Here is a 19,357-nt window from a genome sequence, read left to right on the forward strand (position 1 = left end):
ATTGGTGCTGCGGATGTCGGCCGTCAGCACCGTGGTGATGGTGCCGCCGCGCTGCGGCGTGTCGGCCGCCATGGCAGGGACCGCCGCCAGCGCCGCCGCCGCGGCCAGAAGCATCAGCCGGTTCATTCTGCCCCCTGTCTGTTGTCGTTATGCGCCGAAGGCGACGGCCCGGCCGGGGCCGAGCACGTCGTGGAAGAAGTCGCGCGCCCGCTCCGCCACCGCCACGAAGTCGTGGGCGGCACCGCGGATGATGTCGTGCCGCACCGCCAGCCCATGCGCCTGCAGGTTGCGGCGCAGGCTGGTCAGCCGGGCGATGCGGTTGGCCCCGGCCCGGTTGGCGTCCGTCCTCCAGTGCCGGCTGCCGGGGCGGTGGGTGATCGACGCCGTCTCCAGGTCGCTGTCGCCGACCGCCAGATGCACCGGCACGCGGCGCATCGCCTCGAGGTCCGGGGCGCGGCCGAACAGGCGCTCCATGTCGCTTGTGCCGACCCACCAGCCGCGCTTCGGGTCGATCAGCGTCACAGATCCCGGGGCGCCGATCGACACGGCGCGCAGCCGCTCCGGATGCAGCAGCAGGAAGCGGTGGGCGAAATGGGCGCCGCCGGAGAAGCCCGCCAGGCAGAAGCGGTCGAAGCCCAGGCCCAGCCGGGCCTCGGCCTCCGCCACCATGGCCAGCAGCAACCGGTCGTACCGGATGTCGCCCTCGGCCATGTATTTGTAGCCGTCCTCGTTGCCGTCGCCGAGTGGGTCGGCCGGGAACAGCGGCGCCAGCACCACGGCGCCGTGCCAGCGGGCGAAATCGGCGAAGGCGTCGCGGCTCGATTCGACGCCGCGCAGGCTGCCATGCACCGACACCAGCAGCGGCACCCGCTCGATTGCGCGCAGCCGCGGCGGGATGAACAGGCTGTAGGAGAATCGCGGATCGGCGCGGCAGGAGAGCAGGGGCGTGGCGCCGGTGCGGCGCGGGCCTGTCGGCTCCCGCCGTGCCGCCGATTCATCGTGGGCCGCTCCAGGGCTCGTCCCGGGATCCGATCTCGCCACCCCGCCATCCGCCATTTGGCTTTCTCCAAAATTGGCGCCAATTTTGTTATGACGATAGGCGTCAAAATCGCGGGCGGCAACCCGGCATGCTACAAGGCGACAAGAGCCGGAGGCGGCCAGGGTGGGTATCGAGGGGACGATGGCGCGGCAGGACACGGATCACGGGCGGGTCGGGACGCTGGTCGAGGCGATCCGCGACGACATCCTCTACGGCGTCTACCGGGCGGGGGAGTGGCTGAAGCAGATCGACCTGCAGGAACGCTACGAGGCCAACCGCTTCGAGGTGCGCGAGGCGCTGGTGGAGCTGAGGAACCGCCGGCTGGTCGAGCACAAGGTCAACAGCGGCTTCCGGGTGGCGGCGCCCGACCCCAAGGAACTGCTGCACCTGAAGCAGGTGCGGACGATCCTGGAGACCGGCGCGGCCCAGCCGGTGGTGGAGCGGGCGACGGCCGCCGATCTCGACGCCCTCGACGACCTTGCCAGCCGCTTCGAGGCGGCGCTGGAGATCGCCGACCCGCCGACCCGGACCGAGCTGAACTTCGCCTTCCACCGCAAGCTCTACGACCTCGCCGGCAACCCGGTGCTGGCCGGGCTGATCCGCGACATGCGCGAGCGCGGCCAATCCGGCACCACCGGCCGCTGGTTCACGCTCGCCGGACTGCGGCTGAGCGCGCAGGAGCACCACGCCATGGTCGCCGCCATCCGCGCCCGCGACGCGGCGGCGCTGCGCGTCCTGATCGACCGGCACATCAACCGGCGGTGAGGCATGCCGCGTGCTGCAGGTGAGTTCCTGCCGCCACGGGCAGGCCGGCGTCCGGATCGTTAGTCGACCAGATCAAGCCGCTGCTTGATTCTATCGATCTCTTCCCGCAGCCGGTCGAGCCTGGCTTCGAGATGGGCGATCGTCTACGCGTCGCCCGCCTGCTCGCGTCTCAACCCGGCGACCGCGGTCTCGATCCGTGCCAGGCGATGGCCATGCTCGCCCAGCACCTCGAGGATCCGGGTCTGGCCGGCATGGAGGCGTCGCAGATGCTCAAGCGTCAAGTCGGTCGGTTTCGTCGCCATCTGTCGCTCAGGAACGTCGATCGCCGTCGATGCAGCCTACACCGGAAATATGGGCATTCCGCAATGTGTTGAAGAGAGGCCTCGTCGTTGAGCGCGAAGCGTCCGGCTCTCCGCTCGGCAAAAGAAAAAGGGCCTGACCGTCGCCGGCCAAGCCCTTTGTCTTGGTGGAGCCAAGGAGGATCGAACTCCTGACCTCTACAATGCCATTGTAGCGCTCTCCCAGCTGAGCTATGGCCCCGAAACTCTGGGCGACGCACCGTCCGGGGTGTTTTCCGGGGGGCGTCGGCGGGGGCGGATATTATTCATCCGCCCCGCCTATGCAAGAGGTTTTTTGCAGGTTTTTGTCAGTGCCTGCGATCAGCGGTTCCGTTCCTCGCTGTCATCCTCGATTTCGACGTCGACATCCTCCTCGCCGAGGTCGTCGGCGTCCTCGATCAGGACGTCCTCGTCCTCGCCGAGATCCTCCTCGGCGTCGAACTCGTCGGCCTTGTCCTTGCCGGCGACGTCGTCTTCCTCGTCCTCGCCGGTCGCGGTGTCGTCGAGCTCGGCCTCGTCGAGCACCTCGACCTCCTCGGCCGCTTCCTCGTCCTCGCCGGACTCCTCGTCGGCCTCGTCCTCGAGCAGCGCGTCGCTGTCCTCGTCCTTGACCGCGCGCACCTTCTCGACCGGTTCGTCGATGATGGTGGCGCGCGACCGGCGCGACTTCAGGAAAGCCTCCGGGTCGAACTCGGTGCCGCATTTCGGGCAGATGATCGGGTCACGCTGCAGATCGTAGTAGCGGGCCCCGCAATTGTGGCAGATGCGCTTGGCGCCCCATTCAGGCTTCGCCACGCCGAGCCTCCTCGGGTTATGTCGGGATGGAAGGGCGCCATCTGCCATGCGGAATGCCGGCTGTCAAAAACAAAAAGCCGTTCCGGCCGCCCGTCGGCGTTCCACCGCCGTTCCGGCCATGCTATCAGCCCGCGGTCCGGCAGTTCTCGCCCCGGGGCGCAACCCGGAGGCTGCGATGGGGAAGGTCGCCTTGCAACTCGTGATCGCGCGCCCGGCGGAAACGCCCGGCGCCAGGAACCTGGCGGCATGACCGTCATCGCCATCGACGGCACCGCCGCCTCGGGCAAGGGCACGCTGGCCCGCCGCCTGGCCGCGTCCTACGGTTTCGACCATCTCGACACCGGCCTGCTGTACCGCGCCGTCGGCATTGCCGTGCTGCGCGCCGGCGGCAGCCCGGACGACCCGATCGCCGGCCTGGCCGCCGTGCTGGCGCTGGACCCGGCGGACCTGGGCGACCCGGAGCTGCGCGGCGATGCCGCGGCCCAGGCCGCCAGCCGGGTCTCGGCGATCCCCGGCGTGCGCACCGCGCTGCTCGACTTCCAGCGCCGCTTCGCCGAGCGGCCGCCGGGGGCGGTGCTGGACGGCCGTGACATCGGCACCGTGATCTGCCCCGACGCCCCGGCCAAGATCTTCGTCACCGCCACGCTCGAAACCCGCGCCGCCCGGCGGTGGAAGGAGTTGCGGGAGCGCGGCCACGAGGTTATATACGACGAGGTCCTCGACGACCTGAGACAGAGAGACGAGCGCGATCGTCGCCGCGCCGTGGCCCCCTTGGTCCCGGCGAGCGACGCTTTTCTGTTGGATACAAGCCAGCTGACCGCGGACCAGGTGTTCGATCAGGCTCTGGCTTATGTGTCCCGCCGGATCGGCCCCCCGCGCGACGCCGTCTGACCCTCGGGCCGCCGTCGATCACCATGATGGAGATTCGGGCATCGGGCCCGGCCCGGCCATCGCGCTCTCCCAGGCGGGACGACCCGCCGGCGCGGCGACCGGTCTGTCTCTAACGGGAGTTTTCATGGCTACTAGTTCCGCCGCCGTCAAATCGACCGAGAAGGAAAGCTTCGCCGCCCTTCTCGAGGAATCGCTCGGCCAGTCCGAGAGCTTCGAGGGTACCGTCGTCAAGGGTCGGGTGATCTCGATCGACAACGACATGGTGCTGATCGATGTGGGGCTGAAGTCCGAGGGGCGCGTGGCGCTCAAGGAATTCGCCGTTCCCGGCCAGCCGGCCACGCTGGCCGAGGGCGACACCGTCGAGGTGTTCATCGAGCGCATGGAGGACAAGAACGGCGAGGCCGTCCTGTCCCGCGAGAAGGCCAAGCGTGAAGAGGCCTGGACCGCACTCGAGAAGTCGTTCACCGATCAGCTGCGCGTCACCGGCGTGATCTTCGGCAAGGTCAAGGGCGGCTTCACCGTCGACCTGAACGGCGCCGTCGCCTTCCTGCCGGGCAGCCAGGTCGACATCCGGCCGGTGCGCGACATCAGCCCGCTGATGGGCACGCCGCAGCCGTTCCAGATCCTCAAGATGGACCGCTCGCGCGGCAACATCGTGGTGTCGCGCCGCGCCGTGCTCGAGGAGAGCCGCGCCGAGGCCCGCTCCGAGCTGGTCGCCAACCTCAAGGAAGGCCAGATCCTCGAGGGCGTGGTCAAGAACATCACCGATTACGGCGCCTTCGTCGATCTGGGCGGCGTGGACGGCCTGCTGCACGTCACCGACATCGCGTGGCGCCGCATCAACCACCCGTCCGAGGCGCTGCAGATCGGCCAGGCCGTCAAGGTCCAGGTCGTCCGCTTCAACCCGGAGACCCAGCGCATCAGCCTCGGCATGAAGCAGCTCGAGGCCGATCCGTGGGAGGGCGTGGTTGCCAAGTACCCGGCGGGTGCCCGCTTCCGCGGCCGCGTGACCAACATCACCGACTACGGTGCCTTCGTCGAGCTGGAGCCGGGCATCGAAGGCCTGGTCCATGTCTCGGAGATGAGCTGGACCAAGAAGAACGTCCATCCGGGCAAGATCGTCTCCACCTCCCAGGAGGTCGAGGTGATGGTGCTCGACGTCGATCCGGTGAAGCGCCGCATCAGCCTCGGGCTGAAGCAGTGCCTGCCGAACCCGTGGGAGGTGTTCGCCGAGAAGTATCCGGCCGGCACCGAGCTCGAGGGCGAGGTCAAGAACATCACCGAATTCGGTCTGTTCGTCGGCCTGCCGGGCGAGATCGACGGCATGGTTCACCTCTCCGACATCGCCTGGGACCGCTCGGGCGAAGAGGCGATCCAGGACTTCAAGAAGGGCGACCAGGTCAAGGTCAAGGTCCTCGACGTCGACGTCGAGAAGGAGCGCATCAGCCTCGGCATGAAGCAGCTCACCGAGGACACCTTCGAGAAGGCGGCCACCACCGGCGGCCTGCGCAAGGGTGAGGTCGTCACCGGCACGGTCACGGAAGTGAACGACGGCGGTGTCGAGGTCTCGGTCGGCGACGGCCTGATCGGCTTCATCCGCAAGTCCGACCTGTCGCGCGACCGGTCGGAGCAGCGGCCGGACCGCTTCTCGGTCGGCGACAAGGTCGACGCCAAGGTGATGCAGGTCGACCGCGCCGCCCGCAAGGTGTCGCTCTCGATCAAGGCCAAGGAGGTCGAGGAAGAGAAGCAGGCGATGGCCGAGTACGGTTCGTCCGACTCCGGCGCCTCGCTGGGCGACATCCTCGGCGCCGCGCTCCGCAAGGCGCGCGAGAACACCGAAGAGAAGTAAGCCCAAGCCTCTCGGCTTGTGCCGGGCCCGCCTCCGCAAGGAGGCGGGCCTTTTCTTTTGGGTCTTGGCGTCCCGGGACCCGCATGCGTCTCCAGACGACGCACTCCCAAGCGCATCCCTCGCCGTCATTGCGAGGAGGCGAAGCCGACGAAGCAATCCATCGTCCCGCATGGGCGGCTGCATGGATTGCTTCGCTGCGCTCGCAATGACGGTGCCCGGAACCCGACGAGGTCTCGCCAGGCGGGAGGGCAACGCAAGGCGGCACTCATCGATCTCCATTGACAACCGGCGCCGACAGGCCGAGGGACGGGGGCGGGGAGAGAGACATGCCGGTTCCGTTGCAGAAAGGCCTCCCATGAGTGCTGCCGCCCCCTCCCGATCCAAGGCGATGGCCGTCCTCCGCGTCTCCAGCGGCAACTTCCTGGAGATGTACGACTTCATGGTCTACGGCTACTACGCGTCGTATATCGGCAAGGCCTTCTTCCCGACCGGTAGCGAGTTCGCCACGCTGATGCTGTCGCTCGGCACCTTCGGGGCCGGGTTCCTGATGCGGCCGCTCGGCGCCCTGGTGCTCGGCGCCTATATCGACCGGCACGGAAGGCGCGCCGGCCTGCTGCTGACGCTCGGGCTGATGGCGATCGGCACCCTGACCATCGGCCTGCTGCCGGGCTACGAGACGCTGGGCCTGCTGGCGCCGCTCCTGGTCCTGCTCGGCCGGTTGCTGCAGGGCTTCTCGGCCGGCGTCGAGCTCGGCGGCGTCTCGGTCTACCTGACCGAGATCGCGACCCCGGGCCACAAGGGCTTCTACGCCTCCTGGCAGTCCGGCAGCCAGCAGGTGGCGGTGATCGTCGCCGCGCTGCTCGGCGTGCTGCTCAGCACGCTGCTGCCGCCGGACTCGGTCAGCCTGTGGGGCTGGCGGGTGCCGCTGCTGGTCGGCTGCCTGATCGTGCCGCTGATCTTCCTGCTGCGCCGCTCGCTGGAAGAGACCGAGGCCTTCCAGGCCCGGGCGCATCGCCGCCCGACCGTGTCGCAGATCATGCGCTCGCTGGCCGACAACTGGGCCGTCGTCCTGCTCGGCATGCTGCTGGTGACGATGACCACGGTCAGCTTCTACCTGATCACCGCCTACACCCCGACCTTCGGCAAGCAGGCGCTGCACCTGGCCGATATCGACAGCCTGACGGTGACGCTGTGCGTCGGCATCACCAACCTGATCTGGCTGCCGCTGTCGGGCGCGCTGTCCGACCGCATCGGCCGCACCCCGATCCTGGTCGCCTGCACCGTGCTGATGCTGGTCACCGCCTATCCGGCGATGCTGTGGCTGGTCGACGCCCCGTCCTTCGGCCGGCTGCTGACGGTCGAGCTGTGGTTGTCCTTCCTCTATGGCAGCTACAACGGCGCGATGATCCCGTTCCTGACCGAGGTGATGCCGGAGGATGTGCGCACCAGCGGCTTCTCGCTGGCCTACAGCCTGGCCACCGCCACTTTCGGCGGCTTCACCCCGGCGATCTGCACCTGGCTGATCGAGGAGACCGGCAACAAGGCGATGCCGGGGCTGTGGGTGTCCTTCGCCGCGCTGTGCGGCCTGGCGGCGACGCTGCTGGTGGTCCGCGGCGGCTTCGGCGCGACGGCCCGGGAGATGCGTCCGGCCGAATGATCTCCGAGGCCGGAAATCCCTTTGTCCAGAAGCACTTGTCCTTGATTTCGGCAGGCCGGGCTGGCACCATCCCCGCTTGCCGTCAACTCAAGCGAGGCGATGCGGCTATCCGTGTCGACAAAAAGGCGGCGGACAGGGATTCGGGGAGACATGACCAAGTCCGAACTGATCATGCGGCTTGCCGAGCGCAATCCGCACCTCTACCAGCGTGACGTCGAGCGCATCGTTACCACCATCTTCGACCGCATCACCGCGGCGCTGGCGGACGGGCAGCGGGTCGAGCTGCGCGGCTTCGGCGCCTTCTCGGTGAAGCGCCGCGACGCCCGCACCGGGCGCAACCCGCGCACCGGCGTGGCGGTGGATGTGGCGGAGAAGCTGGTGCCGTTCTTCAAGACCGGCAAGCAGCTGCGCGAGCGGCTGAACACCGATGACTGACCGGCCCGCGGCGTCGGGCCCCGGCCACCACGAGGGATAGCCTGTGCGGTACATCGCCTGGATCGTCACCATCCCCTTCGCCCTGCTGCTGCTGTCCTTCGCGATCAGCAACCGCGAGCTGGTGACGCTCGGCCTCTGGCCGCTGCCGTTCCGGATCGACGCGCCGCTGTATCTGGTGGCGCTGCTGCCGCTGCTGCTGGGCATGCTGATCGGCGGCCTGGTGCTGTGGTTCGGCCGCTTCGCCACCGGCCTGCGCATGCGCCGGCTGGAGACGCGGCTGGCCGCGACCCAGAAGGACCTCGAGGGGCTGAAGGCGCGGCCGCGCCCCGGCGTTCCGGCCGCCACCGCCAACCGCAACGGCGACCCGTCCCGCCCGGCCCTGCCCGCCGCCGGCCAGCGCTGAAGACACTGCCATGCTTGCCATCGACGCCGCCGCCCTCGACCGGGCGATCGACACGCGCGCCCTGATCGAGGCGCTGCGCCAGGCCTTCCGCCGCGAGGTGGAGGCGCCGCTGCGCCACCACCACACGATGCCGACCGCGGCCGGTGACGCCACGCTGCTGATCATGCCGGCCTGGGAGCGGGAGCAGGCGATCGGCATCAAGCTGGTGTCGCTGATGCCGGGCAACCCGGCCAAGGACCTGCCCTTCATCGTCGGCTCCTACCTGCTGCTCGACGGCGCCACCGGCGTGCCGCGGGCGATCATGGACGGGCCGACCCTGACCAACCGCCGCACCGCCGCGGCCTCGGCCCTGGCCGCCGACTATTTGGCCCGGCCGGATGCGTCGCGCATGGTGATGGTCGGCGCCGGGGCGCTGGCGCCGCATTTCATCCGCGCCCATGCCGCGGTGCGGCCGCTCACCGAGATCGCGATCTGGGCCCGCCGGCCGGAGCAGGCGGCGGATCTGGCGAAGACGCTGGCGGCGGAAGGGCTGCCGGTCCGCGCCGCGGCGGATCTCGAGGCCGCGGTGCGCGAGGCCGACATCGTCTCCTGCGCCACCCAGTCGCGCGCGCCGATCGTGCACGGCGCCTGGCTGAAGCCAGGCAGCCATCTCGACCTGGCCGGCGCCTATCTGCCGGCGATGCGCGAGAGCGACGACGAGGCGGTGCGCCGGGCGCGGATCTTCGTCGACACCCGCGCCGGCGCGCTGGCCGAGGCCGGCGACCTGCTGCAGCCGATCAAGGCCGGGGTGATCGGCGAGGATGCGATCCTGGCCGACCTGCACGACCTGACCCGCGGCACCGCGCCGGGCCGCGGCTCGCCGGACGAGATCACCCTGTTCAAGTCGGTCGGCACCGCGCTGGAAGACCTTGCGGCTGCTCGCCTGGCGGTGGCGACGCTGGAGGGGCAGGGGGCGTAATCGGAGGGGCTAGGCCCCGCTTCTTTGTCATTGCCGGGCTTGACCCGGCAATCCAGAGGGTGTCGACAGTTTCTGGATGCCCGGGTCAAGCCCGGGCATGACAGCATAGGGCGTGAAGGACTCGTACATGACCAGCATCGTCGTCGGCGCCGGGGTGATGGGGCTCGCCACTGCTTGGCACCTGGCCCGGGCCGGGGAGGCTGTGACGCTGCTGGAGCGCGGGCCGATCCCGAACCCGTCCGCCGCGTCCTGGGATAACCACCGGCTGATCCGCGCGCTGTATCCGAACTCGCCCGGCTATACCCGCATGGCGATGGACGCCTATGCCGCCTGGGACGAGGTCTGGGACGCCGCCGGCGTGCGCCACTACGAGAATTGCGGTTCGGTCGCCTTCAGCCGGGCCGAGGGCGACTGGGCCGATGGCTGCCGTGCCCCGCTCGACGCGCTCGGCGCCGCCTATGAGCTGCTGCCGCCGGAGGAGCTGGCGCGTCGCTTCCCCTTCCTGATCCCGGACGGCATCCGCTGGGGCCTGTTCACGGCCGAGGGCGGCGTGCTGTTCGCCGACCGGATCCTGACGACGCTGGCCGAGCTGTGCCGCGCCGCCGGCGTCACCCTGCGGCCGGACGCGCCGGTCCGATCGGTCGTTACCGAGGCCGGCACCGTCACCCTGGCCTCGGGCGAGGAGCTGCGGGCCGATTCGGTGGTGGTGACGGCCGGCGCCTGGGCCGCCGGGCTGGTGCCGGAGCTGGCGTCGCGGCTGACCGCCTACCGCCAGCTGGTGGTCTATCTCGACCCTCCAGCCGAGCATGAAGCCGCCTGGGCCGCGGCGCCGGGCATCGTCGATTGCGGCTTCCCCGACGACCATTGGGCGATCCCGCCGGTCGGCGGCACCCGGCTGAAGATCGGCCTCGGCGCCTGGAAGCGCGAGGCCGACCCCGAGGCCGATCCCGCTCCGGCGGCGGGGGAGGCGGAGGCCTTCCGCGAGCGCTACCGGCCCGTGCTGCGCGACCTCGACCGCTACCGCATTCTCGAAGCCCGCGCCTGCCGCTATATCTTCACCGCGGATCGCAGCTTCATCCTGGAGCAGCGGGGCCGGGCCTGGCTGGTCAGCCCGTGCTCGGGCCACGGCTTCAAGTTCGGGGCGCTGATCGGCCGGGCGGTGGCCGACGGCGTGCTCGGCCGGCGCGGGGCCGCGGAGCTGACATCCTGGGCGGCCGGCCACCTGCCGGCGGGCCACCTGGCGGCTGAAGGAGATCGAGGATGACCACCAATCCGGTTTTCTGCGCCATCGACGCGCCGGCCCGGGACGAGGCGAAGCGGCTGATCGACCTGGTCGCCGGCGCGGTCGGCGGCATCAAGCTCGGCCTCGAATTCTTCATGGCGGAGGGGCCGGAGGGGATCCGCGAGGTCCGCCCCACCGGCGTGCCGCTGTTCCTCGACATCAAGCTGCACGACATCCCCAACACCGTGGCCGGCGCCATCCGCGCGGTGGTGCCGCTGTCCCCGGCCTACATCACCCTGCACGCTTCGGGCGGCCGGGCGATGATGCAGGCGGCGGCCGAGGCGGCGGCGACCGAGGCCGACAAGCGGGGCGTGCCGCGGCCGAAGCTGCTCGGCGTCACCGTGCTGACCAGCCTCGACGTCGCCGATCTCGAGGCGGTGGGGCAGGGGATGGAGGTCGCGGGCCAGGTCGAGCGTCTGGCCCGGCTGGCCGAATCGAGCGGCCTCGACGGCGTGGTCTGCTCGCCGCGGGAGATCGCGCGGCTGCGCCGCGTGCTGAAGCCGGCGACGGTGCTGATGGTGCCCGGCATCCGCCCGGCCGGGGCCGAGGCCGGCGACCAGAAGCGGGTGATGACGCCGCAGGAGGCGATGGCGGCCGGGGCCACCCATCTCGTCATCGGCCGGCCGATCACCGGCGCCGCCGACCCGGCCGCCGCGGCGCGCGCGATCGCGGCCGATCTCGGCCTGGCGCTTGATGCCGGGGCTGCGGCCCCCACATCTCCTGTGCCATGACCACCATCGACGCCAAGATCTGCGGCATCCGCACCCCGGAGGTGCTGGAGGCCGCGGCGAAGCACGGGGCCCGCTGGGTCGGCTTCAACTTCTACCCGCCCAGCCCGCGCTCGGTGGCACCGGATCTGGGCGCCGAGCTGGCGCGCATGGTGCCCACCGGGCTGCGCAGCGTCGGCCTGTTCGTCGACCCGACCGAGGATGAGCTCGGCGCCGTGCTCGGCCGGGTGCCGCTCGACGTGATCCAGCTGCATGGGTCGGAGACGCCGGCCCGGGTGGCCGAGATCCGCGGCCGCTGGTCGATGCCGGTGATGAAGGCGATCAAGATCGCCACGGTCGAGGATTTGGACGGGGTCGCCGCCTATGAAGCGGTGGCCGACCGGCTGCTGTTCGACGCCAAGCCGCCGAAGGGCGTCGCCTCGCTGCCCGGCGGCAACGGCCTCACCTTCGACTGGTCGATCCTCTCAGGCCGGACGTGGAGCAAGCCCTGGATGCTGGCCGGCGGCCTGACCGAGGCCAATGTCGCCGAGGCCGTCGCCCGCACCGGCGCCGTCACCGTCGACGTCGCCTCCAGCATCGAGGAGCGCCCCGGCCACAAGACGCCGGAGCGGGTGGAGCGCTTCCTCGCCGCCGTGCGGGCGGTCGGGCAGTAGCCGAGGCATCCCTCCTCAAACCGTCATTGCGAGCGCAGCGAAGCAATCCAGGGGCCGGTTCACACTGGCCCCTGGATTGCTTCGTCGGCTTCGCCTCCTCGCAATGTCGGTGAGGGGCTGGACGGCGGTCCCCCGCCCTGCGCTCCCTGCGGGTCTGGAATGCGTGCGCGCCGGGCATTCGCGACAAATGTTTGGCGCGCGGCGCGGTCGCCGCTAAGGTCTCGGCTCCTCCGCCCCATTCTTGCCACGATTGCGCCGGGAGCCGCCCCGCTTGACCGAGACCGCACCCTTCCAGCCCCGTCCGAACAGCTTCCGCACGGGCCCGGACGAGAATGGCCGCTTCGGCCTCTATGGCGGCCGTTTCGTCGCCGAGACGCTGATGCCGCTGATCCTCGAGGTCGAGAAGGCCTATGCCTCCGCCCGCAAGGACGCCGAATTCGCCAGCGAGCTGCGCTATTACCTGACCCATTATGTCGGTCGGCCCAGCCCGCTCTACTTCGCCGAGCGGATCACCGAGCATCTCGGCGGCGCCCGCGTCTACTTCAAGCGCGAGGAGCTGAACCACACCGGCGCGCACAAGATCAACAACTGCATGGGCCAGGTGCTGCTGGCCCGGCGCATGGGCAAGACCCGGATCATCGCCGAGACCGGCGCCGGTCAGCACGGCGTCGCCACCGCCACGGTCTGCGCCCTGTTCGGCCTGCCCTGCACCATCTACATGGGCGAGGTCGACATCGAGCGGCAGAAGCCGAACGTGTTCCGGATGAAGCTGCTGGGCGCCGAGGTTATCCCCGTCGTCTCCGGCAGCCGCACGCTGAAGGACGCGATGAACGAGGCCCTGCGCGACTGGGTCACCAATGTCGAGGACACCTTCTACATCATCGGCACGGTGGCCGGCCCGCACCCGTACCCGGCCATGGTGCGCGACTTCCAGTCGGTGATCGGCAACGAGACGCGCGAGCAGATCATGCAGGCCGAGGGCCGCATGCCGGACACGCTGGTGGCGGCGGTCGGCGGCGGGTCCAACGCCATCGGCCTGTTCCATCCCTTCCTCGACATGCCGGAGATCGCGATCCACGGCGTCGAGGCCGCGGGCCATGGCGTCGAGACCGGCAAGCACGCGGCGTCGCTGACCGGCGGCCGCCCGGGCGTGCTGCACGGCAACCGCACCTATCTGCTGCAGACCGAGGACGGCCAGATCGAGGAGGCGCATTCGATCTCCGCCGGCCTCGACTATCCCGGCATCGGGCCGGAGCATGCTTGGCTGAACGACATCGGCCGCGTCAAATACGCCGCCGTGACCGACAAGGAGGCGCTGGAGGCGTTCCAGCTCTGCGCCCGGCTCGAAGGCATCATCCCGGCACTCGAATCGGCGCATGCCCTGGCGCATGTGATGAAGATCGCGCCCGGCCTGCCCACGGACAACCTGCTCGTCATGTGCCTCAGCGGCCGCGGCGACAAGGACATCTTCACCGTCGCCGACGCGCTCGGAGTGCAGATCTGATGACCCGCATCACCGCGCGCTTCGCCGAGTTGAAGGCGCAGAACCGGGCGGCCCTCGTGGCCTTCGTCACCGCCGGCGACCCGGACACCGAGAGCAGCTTCAGGATCCTGGAGGGCCTGCCCAAGGCCGGCGCCGACCTGATCGAGATCGGCATGCCCTTCACCGACCCGATGGCCGACGGCCCGGCGATCCAGGCGGCCGGGCTGCGGGCACTGGCCGCCGGCATGACGCTGCCGAAGACGCTGGAGCTGGTCCGCCGCTTCCGCCAGGGCGACGACACGACCCCGATCGTGCTGATGGGCTATTACAACCCGATCTACTCCTATGGCGTCGAGCGCTTCCTGGCCGACGCCAAGGCCGCCGGTGTGGACGGGTTGATCGTGGTCGACCTGCCGCCGGAGGAGGATGCCGAGCTGTGCCTGCCGGCGCTGGCGGCGGGGATCGATTTCATCCGCCTGGCGACGCCGACCACCGACGACGCCCGGCTGCCGGCGGTGCTGAAGAACACCTCGGGCTTCATCTACTACGTCTCGGTCACCGGCATCACCGGCGCGGCCGCGGCCGATGCGGCGGCGGTGCAGCCGGCGATCGACCGGTTGAAGCGCCATACCGACCTGCCGGTGGCCGTGGGTTTCGGCATCAGGACGCCGGAGGCCGCGGCCGCGATCGCCCGCATCGCCGACGCGGCGGTGGTCGGCTCGGCCATCGTCGAGGAGATCCGGCACTCGCTGCACGCCGACGGCCGCCCGACCGTGGCGACGGTCGAATCGCCGCTGGCCCTGGTCCGCCGCCTGGCCGAGGGCGTCCGCGGGGCGCGCTGAGGCGGCCTCCATCGTTGCGCCACAATGGCGGCGCCTCCTGACGGTAGTCTGTGCTCGCCGGGAGGGGCTGCCATGGTGATGAGGGGCTGTGTCGGTGCCGCCGTCCTGATCGTCGCGCTCGCGGCCTGTGCGGCGACGCCCGTCGCCCAGGGGCCTCGAGCCAAGCCCGAGCTTGCGGAAGCCCCATCGGGGCCTGCCGTATCCTGGCAGGGCCACCAGTTGCGCGAGGTCACGTCGCTCGCAGCACTTCCGGCCGCGATTCGGAAGGCGATCCAGGCTGACGCATCCGGGAATGACGGCATCGCCGAGCGGGGCCAACCCTTCAATGTGACCGACGTGGTCATCGGCGATAAGCCGATGCGCCGCTTCATCACCGCCGGCCATGCCGGCGATCTGTGGCTGGTGGCGCTGGAGCAAGGGGGGATCGCGCACTATGTCTCGGTTGCTCAAATCTCCGGCGGCGCGGAGCGGAAGGGGTGGTTCGTCGACTGTTGCCCGACGACGCTGGCGGAGGTCGTGCGGCAGATTTCGGCGAAGCCCCCCGACGTCGTCCTGCCACCCAAGCCCTAGGTTCGTGGCGCCGCGAACCCGAGGCTTGCGGCATGAAGCCGCCGTGCCAGGACTTCGCGCCCTCATCTTGACGCGCCGGGCCGAAAGGCGGACAACCGCGCCATGAACTGGCTGACCAACTACATCCGCCCGAAGATCCGGGCCCTCGTCTCGTCCCGGCCGGAGACGCCGGACAATCTGTGGACGAAGTGCCCGAACTGCGAGGCGATGCTGTTCCATCGCGACCTGGAGGCCAACCTCCATGTCTGCCAGCATTGCGGCCACCACATGCGCCTGTCGCCGACCAAGCGGCTGGCCATGCTGTTCGACGACGGCAAGTACGAGACCATCGAGCTGCCGAAGCCGGCCGTGGACCCGCTCAAGTTCCGCGATACCGAGCGCTACACCGACCGGCTGAAGAAGGCGCAGACCAAGACCGGCGCCAGCGACGCCATCGTTGTCGCCCATGGCAAGATGGGCGGGCAGGACACCGTGATCGCCGCCTTCGACTTCAGCTTCATGGGCGGGTCGATGGGCATGGCGGTAGGCGAGGGGCTGGTCGCCGCCGCCAAGCTGGCGGTGATGCAGCACGCGCCGCTGGTGGTGGTGCCGGCCTCGGGCGGCGCCCGCATGCAAGAAGGCATCCTGTCGCTGATGCAGATGCCGCGCTCGATCATCGCGGTCGAGCAGGTCAAGGACGCCGGCCTGCCCTATATCGTGGTGCTGACCGACCCGACCACGGGTGGCGTCACCGCCTCCTTCGCCATGCTGGGCGACATCCACATCGCCGAGCGCGGCTCGCAGATCGGCTTCGCCGGCGCCCGGGTGATCGAGGAGACGATTCGCGAGACCCTGCCGGAGGGCTTCCAGCGCGCCGAATACCTGCTGGACCACGGCATGGTCGACGTGGTGGTGGTGCGCAAGGACCTTCGCGAGACGCTGATCCGCACCCTCGGCCACCTGATGGGCGGCGCCCGTCCGGCCCCGGTCGAGATCGTGGTCGACCCCGCCGACCTGGCCGCCGCGGCCGCGATCGAGGGCGAGCCGGCCTATCGTGCCTGACGCGGAGGCGGCCCAGGCGGCAGCGGTCGAGGCCGCGCTCGACCGGCTGACCCATCTGCATCCGAAGCGGATCGACCTGTCGCTGGGCCGCACCGAAAGGCTGCTGGCCGCGCTGGGGAACCCGCAGCTGCGCCTGCCGCCGGTCGTCCATGTCGGCGGCACCAACGGCAAGGGATCGACCACCGCCTTCCTGCGTGCCTTCCTGGAGCAGGCGGGCTACCGCGTCCATGTCTACACCTCGCCGCATCTGGTGCGGTTCCACGAGCGCATCCGCCTGGCCGGGTCGCTGATCGGCAGCGCCGCCCTGGTCGACCTGCTGGAGCGGGTCGAGGCCGCCAATGCCGGCCAGCCGGTGACCTTCTTCGAGGCCACGACCGCCGCCGCCTTCCTGGCCTTCGCCGAGGTGCCGGCCGATATCGTGCTGCTCGAGGTCGGGCTCGGCGGCCGCTACGACAGCACCAATGTGGTGCCGCGCCCGGCCGCCACCGCGATCACCCGCCTGTCCATGGACCACATGCAGTTCCTGGGCGACACGATCGAGGCGATCGCGGCGGAGAAGGCGGCCATCACCAAGCCCGGCGTGCCCATGGTGGTGGCGCCGCAGAAGAGCGACGCGGCGGTGGCGGTGCTGACCCGCGACATCGAATCGGCCGGCGCGCCGCTGCACCTCGCCGGCCGCGACTGGTCGGTCGAGCCGGCGCCGGACGGCTTCGTCGTGCGCGTGGCCCAGGGCGGCGAGCGGCCCTATCCGCGCCCGGGCCTGCCCGGCGACCACCAGTTCGCCAATGCCGCCACCGCGATCCGGCTGCGCGATCTCCTCACCGGCTTCGACATCCCGGAGGATGCCGTACGCCGCGGCCTCGCTTCGGTCGAATGGCCGGCGCGGCTGCAGCGCCTGGCCCGCGGCCCGCTCGCCGCCCTGCTGCCGCCGGGCTGGGAGCTGTGGCTGGACGGCGGCCACAACGACAGCGCCGGCGAGGTGCTGGGGCAGTGGCTCGGCGGCCTCGATCCGCGGCCGCTGCACCTGGTCTGCGGCATGCTGGAGAGCAAGCAGCCGCAGGAGTTCCTGCGGCCGCTCGCCCCCTTTGCCCGGTCGATCCGCACCGTCCGGATCCCGGGGGAGGACGCCAGCCTGCTGGCCGAGGCCGTGGCCGGGCATGCCCGCGCCGTCGGCCTGGCCGATGCCGCCGCCGCTGAGGACGTGGCCGCCGGCGTCGCCGCCGCTTCCCGCCCCGGCGACCAGCCCGGCCGGGTGCTGATCTGCGGCTCGCTCTACCTCGCCGGCCGGGTGCTCGCCGAGAACGGCTGACCGCCGGTTGCCTCTTTCCACCGCCGCGCCTATTGTCGCCGCCCGAATGAGAACGGACAGCCCATGGCCGATCGACCGATCCCCGCCGACATCGCGGGCCTGAGCTTCGAGGACGCCCTCGCCGAGCTGGAAACCATCGTGCGCCAGCTCGAGGCCGGGCAGGGCAAGCTCGACGACAACATAAAGGCCTATGAGCGCGGCGCCTTGCTTCGCGCCCATTGCGAGGCCAAGCTGCGCGAGGCGCAGGCGCGGGTCGAGACGATCTCGCGCGCCGCCGACGGCACCGTCACCGCCAAACCCGCGACTTTCGATTGAGGCCGTGTCTTGTCGATTGATCTGAGCAAAGCCATGGCCGAGACGGGCGCGCAGGTTGAGCGCGTCCTGGACCGTGTCCTGCCCAAGCCGCAGCCGGGCGAGCCGCCGCTGGCCGAGGCCATCCGCTACGCCTCGCTGGGCGGCGGCAAGCGGCTGCGCCCCTTCCTGGTGGTGTCGTCCGCGCGGCTGTTCGGCGTGGCCGAGAGCTGCGCGCTGCGCGTCGGCGCGGCGGTGGAGATGATCCATTGCTACTCGCTGGTGCATGACGACCTGCCGGCGATGGACAATGACGATCTGCGCCGCGGCAAGCCGACCACCCACAAGGCCTATGACGAGGCCACCGCGATCCTGGCCGGCGACGCGCTGCTGACCCAGGCCTTCGAGGTGCTGGCCGACGCCGAGACCCATGCCGACCCGAAGGTCCGCATCGCCCTGGTCACCGCCCTGGCCCGCGCGTCCGGCGCCGCCGGCATGGTCGGCGGCCAGGCGCTGGACATGCAGGCCGAGCAGACGCCGCTGACCGAGATCGGCGCCATCACCCGGCTGCAGCGGCTGAAGACCGGCGCGCTGTTCGAGTTCTCCTGCGAGGCCGGGGCGATCCTCGGCAAGGTCGAGGATTCGCGGCGCGGCGCGCTGCAGGCCTATGCCCATGACATGGGCCTGGCCTTCCAGATTGCCGACGACCTGCTCGACGTCCGCGGCCGGGCCGAGGAGATCGGCAAGACCCCGGGCAAGGACCAGGCGGCCGGCAAGGCCACCTTCGTCTCGATCCTCGGGCTGGAGCGCGCCGAATCCCAGGCCCGGATGCTGGTCGACCAGGCCTGCCGCCACCTCGACGTGTTCGGCGACCGGGCCGATGCGCTGCGCGCCGTCGCCCATTTCGTGGTCGAGCGCAAGGCCTGAGGCGATTTCGGACGGGCAGTGCCGACAAGAAGGACATTGCCCTTTCCATTGTCTGTCATTGCCGGGCTTGACGCGGCAATCCAGGGGCCACGGAGAGCTGCTCTGAAAGCCCCTGGATCCTCGGGTCAAGCCCGAGGATGACAATGAAATAGAACGAGAGCCTGAGCTGAACTCGGCTTGACTATCGCTTCCTCCTGAACCGGATGCCTGTGGGTGAAGCCCGGCAAGGATAGAAAGGGGCGGCAATTCCTCCGCAGGACTGCGGTCCGCTTCGCTGCGTTGACGGTTCCCTCGAATTTCGGATAACTCCTCGGGGATTCGAGGGGGCGGGGTTCGAGGGGGACCGGCCATGCCGTATCTCGGCATTCTGATCTATGCCTGCCAGCTCGGCTTCCTGGTGCATGCGCTGCGCACCGGGCGGTCGAACATCTGGTTCTACATCCTGCTGTTCGCGCCAGGGCTGGGCATTGCCGCCTATATCCTGGTCGAGCTGCTGCCGGAATGGCTGAACCTGCGGCCGGTGCGCGACGCCCGGAAGCAGCTGGTCGATTCGGTCGACCCGGAGCGGCGGCTGCGCGCGCTGCGTCAGGCGCATGAGGACCTGCCGACCACCGCCAACAAGGTGCCGCTGGCCGAGGAGTTGCTGCATCTCGGCCGGCCCGCCGACGCGCTGCCGCTGCTGGAGGAGTCGATGGTCGGGCTGCATGCCGACGACCCGACCTTCGGCCGGCTGCGGGCCGAGGCCTTGCTGATGCTGGGCCGGCCAGCGGACGCGATCGACGTGCTGGACGAGGTGGCGGAGACCAACCCCGAGGCCGCGGATTCCAAGCGCCGCCTGGTGCATGCCCGGGCGCTGTGCATGATGGGCCGCTATGACGACGGCATCGCGCTGCTGCGCCAGCTGCTGCCGGTCTTTGCCGGCGAGGAGGTCCGCGCCTGGCTGGCCCGGGCCGAGGCCGAGCGCGGCGACCATGCTGCGGCCGAGACGCTGTGGCGCGAGATCCTGACCCGCGCCGGCAAGTCGACCCGCAGCTACCGCGCCATCAACAAGGCCTGGATCGACGAGGCGAAGCAGGGGCTGGGGCAGGCGGCGTGAGGCCG

General features: G+C 70.3%; 21 protein-coding genes and 1 tRNA gene. 18 read left to right on the forward strand and 4 right to left on the reverse strand.

The window, feature by feature from the left end; genetic code table 11:
• Nucleotides 1–147: 147 nt before the first annotated feature.
• The gene (locus tag ABDW35_RS06790; protein WP_343713093.1) at nt 148–1,041 is read right to left on the reverse strand and encodes an alpha/beta hydrolase; all 894 of its coding nucleotides are present in this window, start codon (nt 1,039–1,041) and stop codon (nt 148–150) included.
• Between the two features lie 121 nt (nt 1,042–1,162).
• Here ABDW35_RS06790 and ABDW35_RS06795 point away from each other — a divergent pair, with 121 nt between their 5' ends.
• Nucleotides 1,163–1,804 (forward strand): GntR family transcriptional regulator, encoded by a 642-nt coding sequence (locus tag ABDW35_RS06795; RefSeq protein WP_343713094.1) that lies wholly within the window; start codon nt 1,163–1,165, stop codon nt 1,802–1,804.
• A gap of 143 nt (nt 1,805–1,947) precedes the next feature.
• Here ABDW35_RS06795 and ABDW35_RS06800 read toward each other — a convergent pair whose 3' ends face one another.
• From ABDW35_RS06800 to ABDW35_RS06810, 3 genes are all read right to left on the reverse strand, one after another.
• Nucleotides 1,948–2,106, reverse strand: a complete 159-nt coding sequence (locus tag ABDW35_RS06800; protein ID WP_343713095.1) for a hypothetical protein — start codon at nt 2,104–2,106, stop codon at nt 1,948–1,950.
• 162 nt (nt 2,107–2,268) lie between these two features.
• A tRNA-Ala gene (locus ABDW35_RS06805) sits at nt 2,269–2,344 on the reverse strand.
• Between the two features lie 119 nt (nt 2,345–2,463).
• Nucleotides 2,464–2,937 carry a TIGR02300 family protein gene (locus ABDW35_RS06810; protein WP_343713096.1) on the reverse strand — a complete coding sequence of 158 codons (474 nt, stop codon included), beginning with the start codon at nt 2,935–2,937 and terminating at the stop codon, nt 2,464–2,466.
• Between the two features lie 246 nt (nt 2,938–3,183).
• On the opposite strand from ABDW35_RS06810, the gene cmk reads away from it, so the two are divergent.
• The 17 genes from cmk (at nt 3,184) to ABDW35_RS06895 (ending at nt 19,352) form a co-directional block, all read left to right on the forward strand.
• Nucleotides 3,184–3,828, forward strand: a complete 645-nt coding sequence (gene cmk, locus ABDW35_RS06815; protein ID WP_343713097.1) for a (d)CMP kinase — start codon at nt 3,184–3,186, stop codon at nt 3,826–3,828.
• A 124-nt stretch (nt 3,829–3,952) separates the two neighbouring features.
• A complete protein-coding gene (gene rpsA / locus ABDW35_RS06820) occupies nt 3,953–5,677 on the forward strand; it encodes a 30S ribosomal protein S1 (RefSeq protein WP_343713098.1) in 1,725 nt (574 codons plus the stop codon).
• Nucleotides 5,678–6,065: 388 nt separating this feature from the next.
• On the forward strand, nt 6,066–7,334 hold the full coding sequence (locus ABDW35_RS06825) for an MFS transporter (RefSeq protein WP_343713099.1): 1,269 nt from the start codon (nt 6,066–6,068) through the stop codon (nt 7,332–7,334).
• A gap of 150 nt (nt 7,335–7,484) precedes the next feature.
• Nucleotides 7,485–7,769 (forward strand): integration host factor subunit beta, encoded by a 285-nt coding sequence (locus tag ABDW35_RS06830; RefSeq protein ID WP_343713100.1) that lies wholly within the window; start codon nt 7,485–7,487, stop codon nt 7,767–7,769.
• Nucleotides 7,770–7,812: 43 nt separating this feature from the next.
• Nucleotides 7,813–8,172: a lipopolysaccharide assembly protein LapA domain-containing protein gene (locus ABDW35_RS06835; RefSeq protein ID WP_343713101.1), complete on the forward strand. Its 360-nt coding sequence runs from the start codon at nt 7,813–7,815 to the stop codon at nt 8,170–8,172.
• 10 nt (nt 8,173–8,182) lie between these two features.
• Complete coding sequence (locus ABDW35_RS06840) at nt 8,183–9,130, forward strand: ornithine cyclodeaminase family protein (protein ID WP_343713102.1); 948 nt, start codon at nt 8,183–8,185, stop codon at nt 9,128–9,130.
• Between the two features lie 127 nt (nt 9,131–9,257).
• Nucleotides 9,258–10,394, forward strand: coding sequence for an FAD-dependent oxidoreductase (locus tag ABDW35_RS06845; protein WP_343713103.1), 1,137 nt, complete (start codon nt 9,258–9,260; stop codon nt 10,392–10,394).
• The gene (pyrF, locus tag ABDW35_RS06850; RefSeq protein ID WP_343713104.1) at nt 10,391–11,143 is read left to right on the forward strand and encodes an orotidine-5'-phosphate decarboxylase; all 753 of its coding nucleotides are present in this window, start codon (nt 10,391–10,393) and stop codon (nt 11,141–11,143) included. Before ABDW35_RS06845 ends, pyrF begins: the two co-directional genes overlap by 4 nt.
• The gene (locus tag ABDW35_RS06855) at nt 11,140–11,793 is read left to right on the forward strand and encodes a phosphoribosylanthranilate isomerase (protein WP_343713105.1); all 654 of its coding nucleotides are present in this window, start codon (nt 11,140–11,142) and stop codon (nt 11,791–11,793) included. The genes pyrF and ABDW35_RS06855 overlap by 4 nt, the downstream gene beginning before the upstream one ends.
• A gap of 271 nt (nt 11,794–12,064) precedes the next feature.
• Nucleotides 12,065–13,297 (forward strand): tryptophan synthase subunit beta, encoded by a 1,233-nt coding sequence (gene trpB / locus ABDW35_RS06860; RefSeq protein WP_343713106.1) that lies wholly within the window; start codon nt 12,065–12,067, stop codon nt 13,295–13,297.
• On the forward strand, nt 13,297–14,118 hold the full coding sequence (trpA, locus tag ABDW35_RS06865) for a tryptophan synthase subunit alpha (protein WP_343713107.1): 822 nt from the start codon (nt 13,297–13,299) through the stop codon (nt 14,116–14,118). The genes trpB and trpA overlap by 1 nt, the downstream gene beginning before the upstream one ends.
• 72 nt (nt 14,119–14,190) lie before the next feature.
• The gene (locus ABDW35_RS06870) at nt 14,191–14,688 is read left to right on the forward strand and encodes a hypothetical protein (RefSeq protein ID WP_343713108.1); all 498 of its coding nucleotides are present in this window, start codon (nt 14,191–14,193) and stop codon (nt 14,686–14,688) included.
• A gap of 102 nt (nt 14,689–14,790) precedes the next feature.
• On the forward strand, nt 14,791–15,729 hold the full coding sequence (gene accD / locus ABDW35_RS06875) for an acetyl-CoA carboxylase, carboxyltransferase subunit beta (protein ID WP_343713109.1): 939 nt from the start codon (nt 14,791–14,793) through the stop codon (nt 15,727–15,729).
• A complete protein-coding gene (locus ABDW35_RS06880) occupies nt 15,722–17,038 on the forward strand; it encodes a folylpolyglutamate synthase/dihydrofolate synthase family protein (protein ID WP_343713110.1) in 1,317 nt (438 codons plus the stop codon). Before accD ends, ABDW35_RS06880 begins: the two co-directional genes overlap by 8 nt.
• A 63-nt stretch (nt 17,039–17,101) precedes the next feature.
• On the forward strand, nt 17,102–17,353 hold the full coding sequence (locus ABDW35_RS06885; RefSeq protein WP_343713111.1) for an exodeoxyribonuclease VII small subunit: 252 nt from the start codon (nt 17,102–17,104) through the stop codon (nt 17,351–17,353).
• A 33-nt stretch (nt 17,354–17,386) separates the two neighbouring features.
• Nucleotides 17,387–18,256 (forward strand): polyprenyl synthetase family protein, encoded by an 870-nt coding sequence (locus ABDW35_RS06890; RefSeq protein WP_052121422.1) that lies wholly within the window; start codon nt 17,387–17,389, stop codon nt 18,254–18,256.
• A 349-nt stretch (nt 18,257–18,605) separates the two neighbouring features.
• Nucleotides 18,606–19,352: a tetratricopeptide repeat protein gene (locus tag ABDW35_RS06895; RefSeq protein ID WP_343713112.1), complete on the forward strand. Its 747-nt coding sequence runs from the start codon at nt 18,606–18,608 to the stop codon at nt 19,350–19,352.
• Nucleotides 19,353–19,357: the final 5 nt, after the last annotated feature.

Source organism: Inquilinus sp. (genome assembly GCF_039594555.1).
In the GTDB taxonomy this organism is placed as follows: Bacteria; Pseudomonadota; Alphaproteobacteria; order DSM-16000; family Inquilinaceae; genus Inquilinus.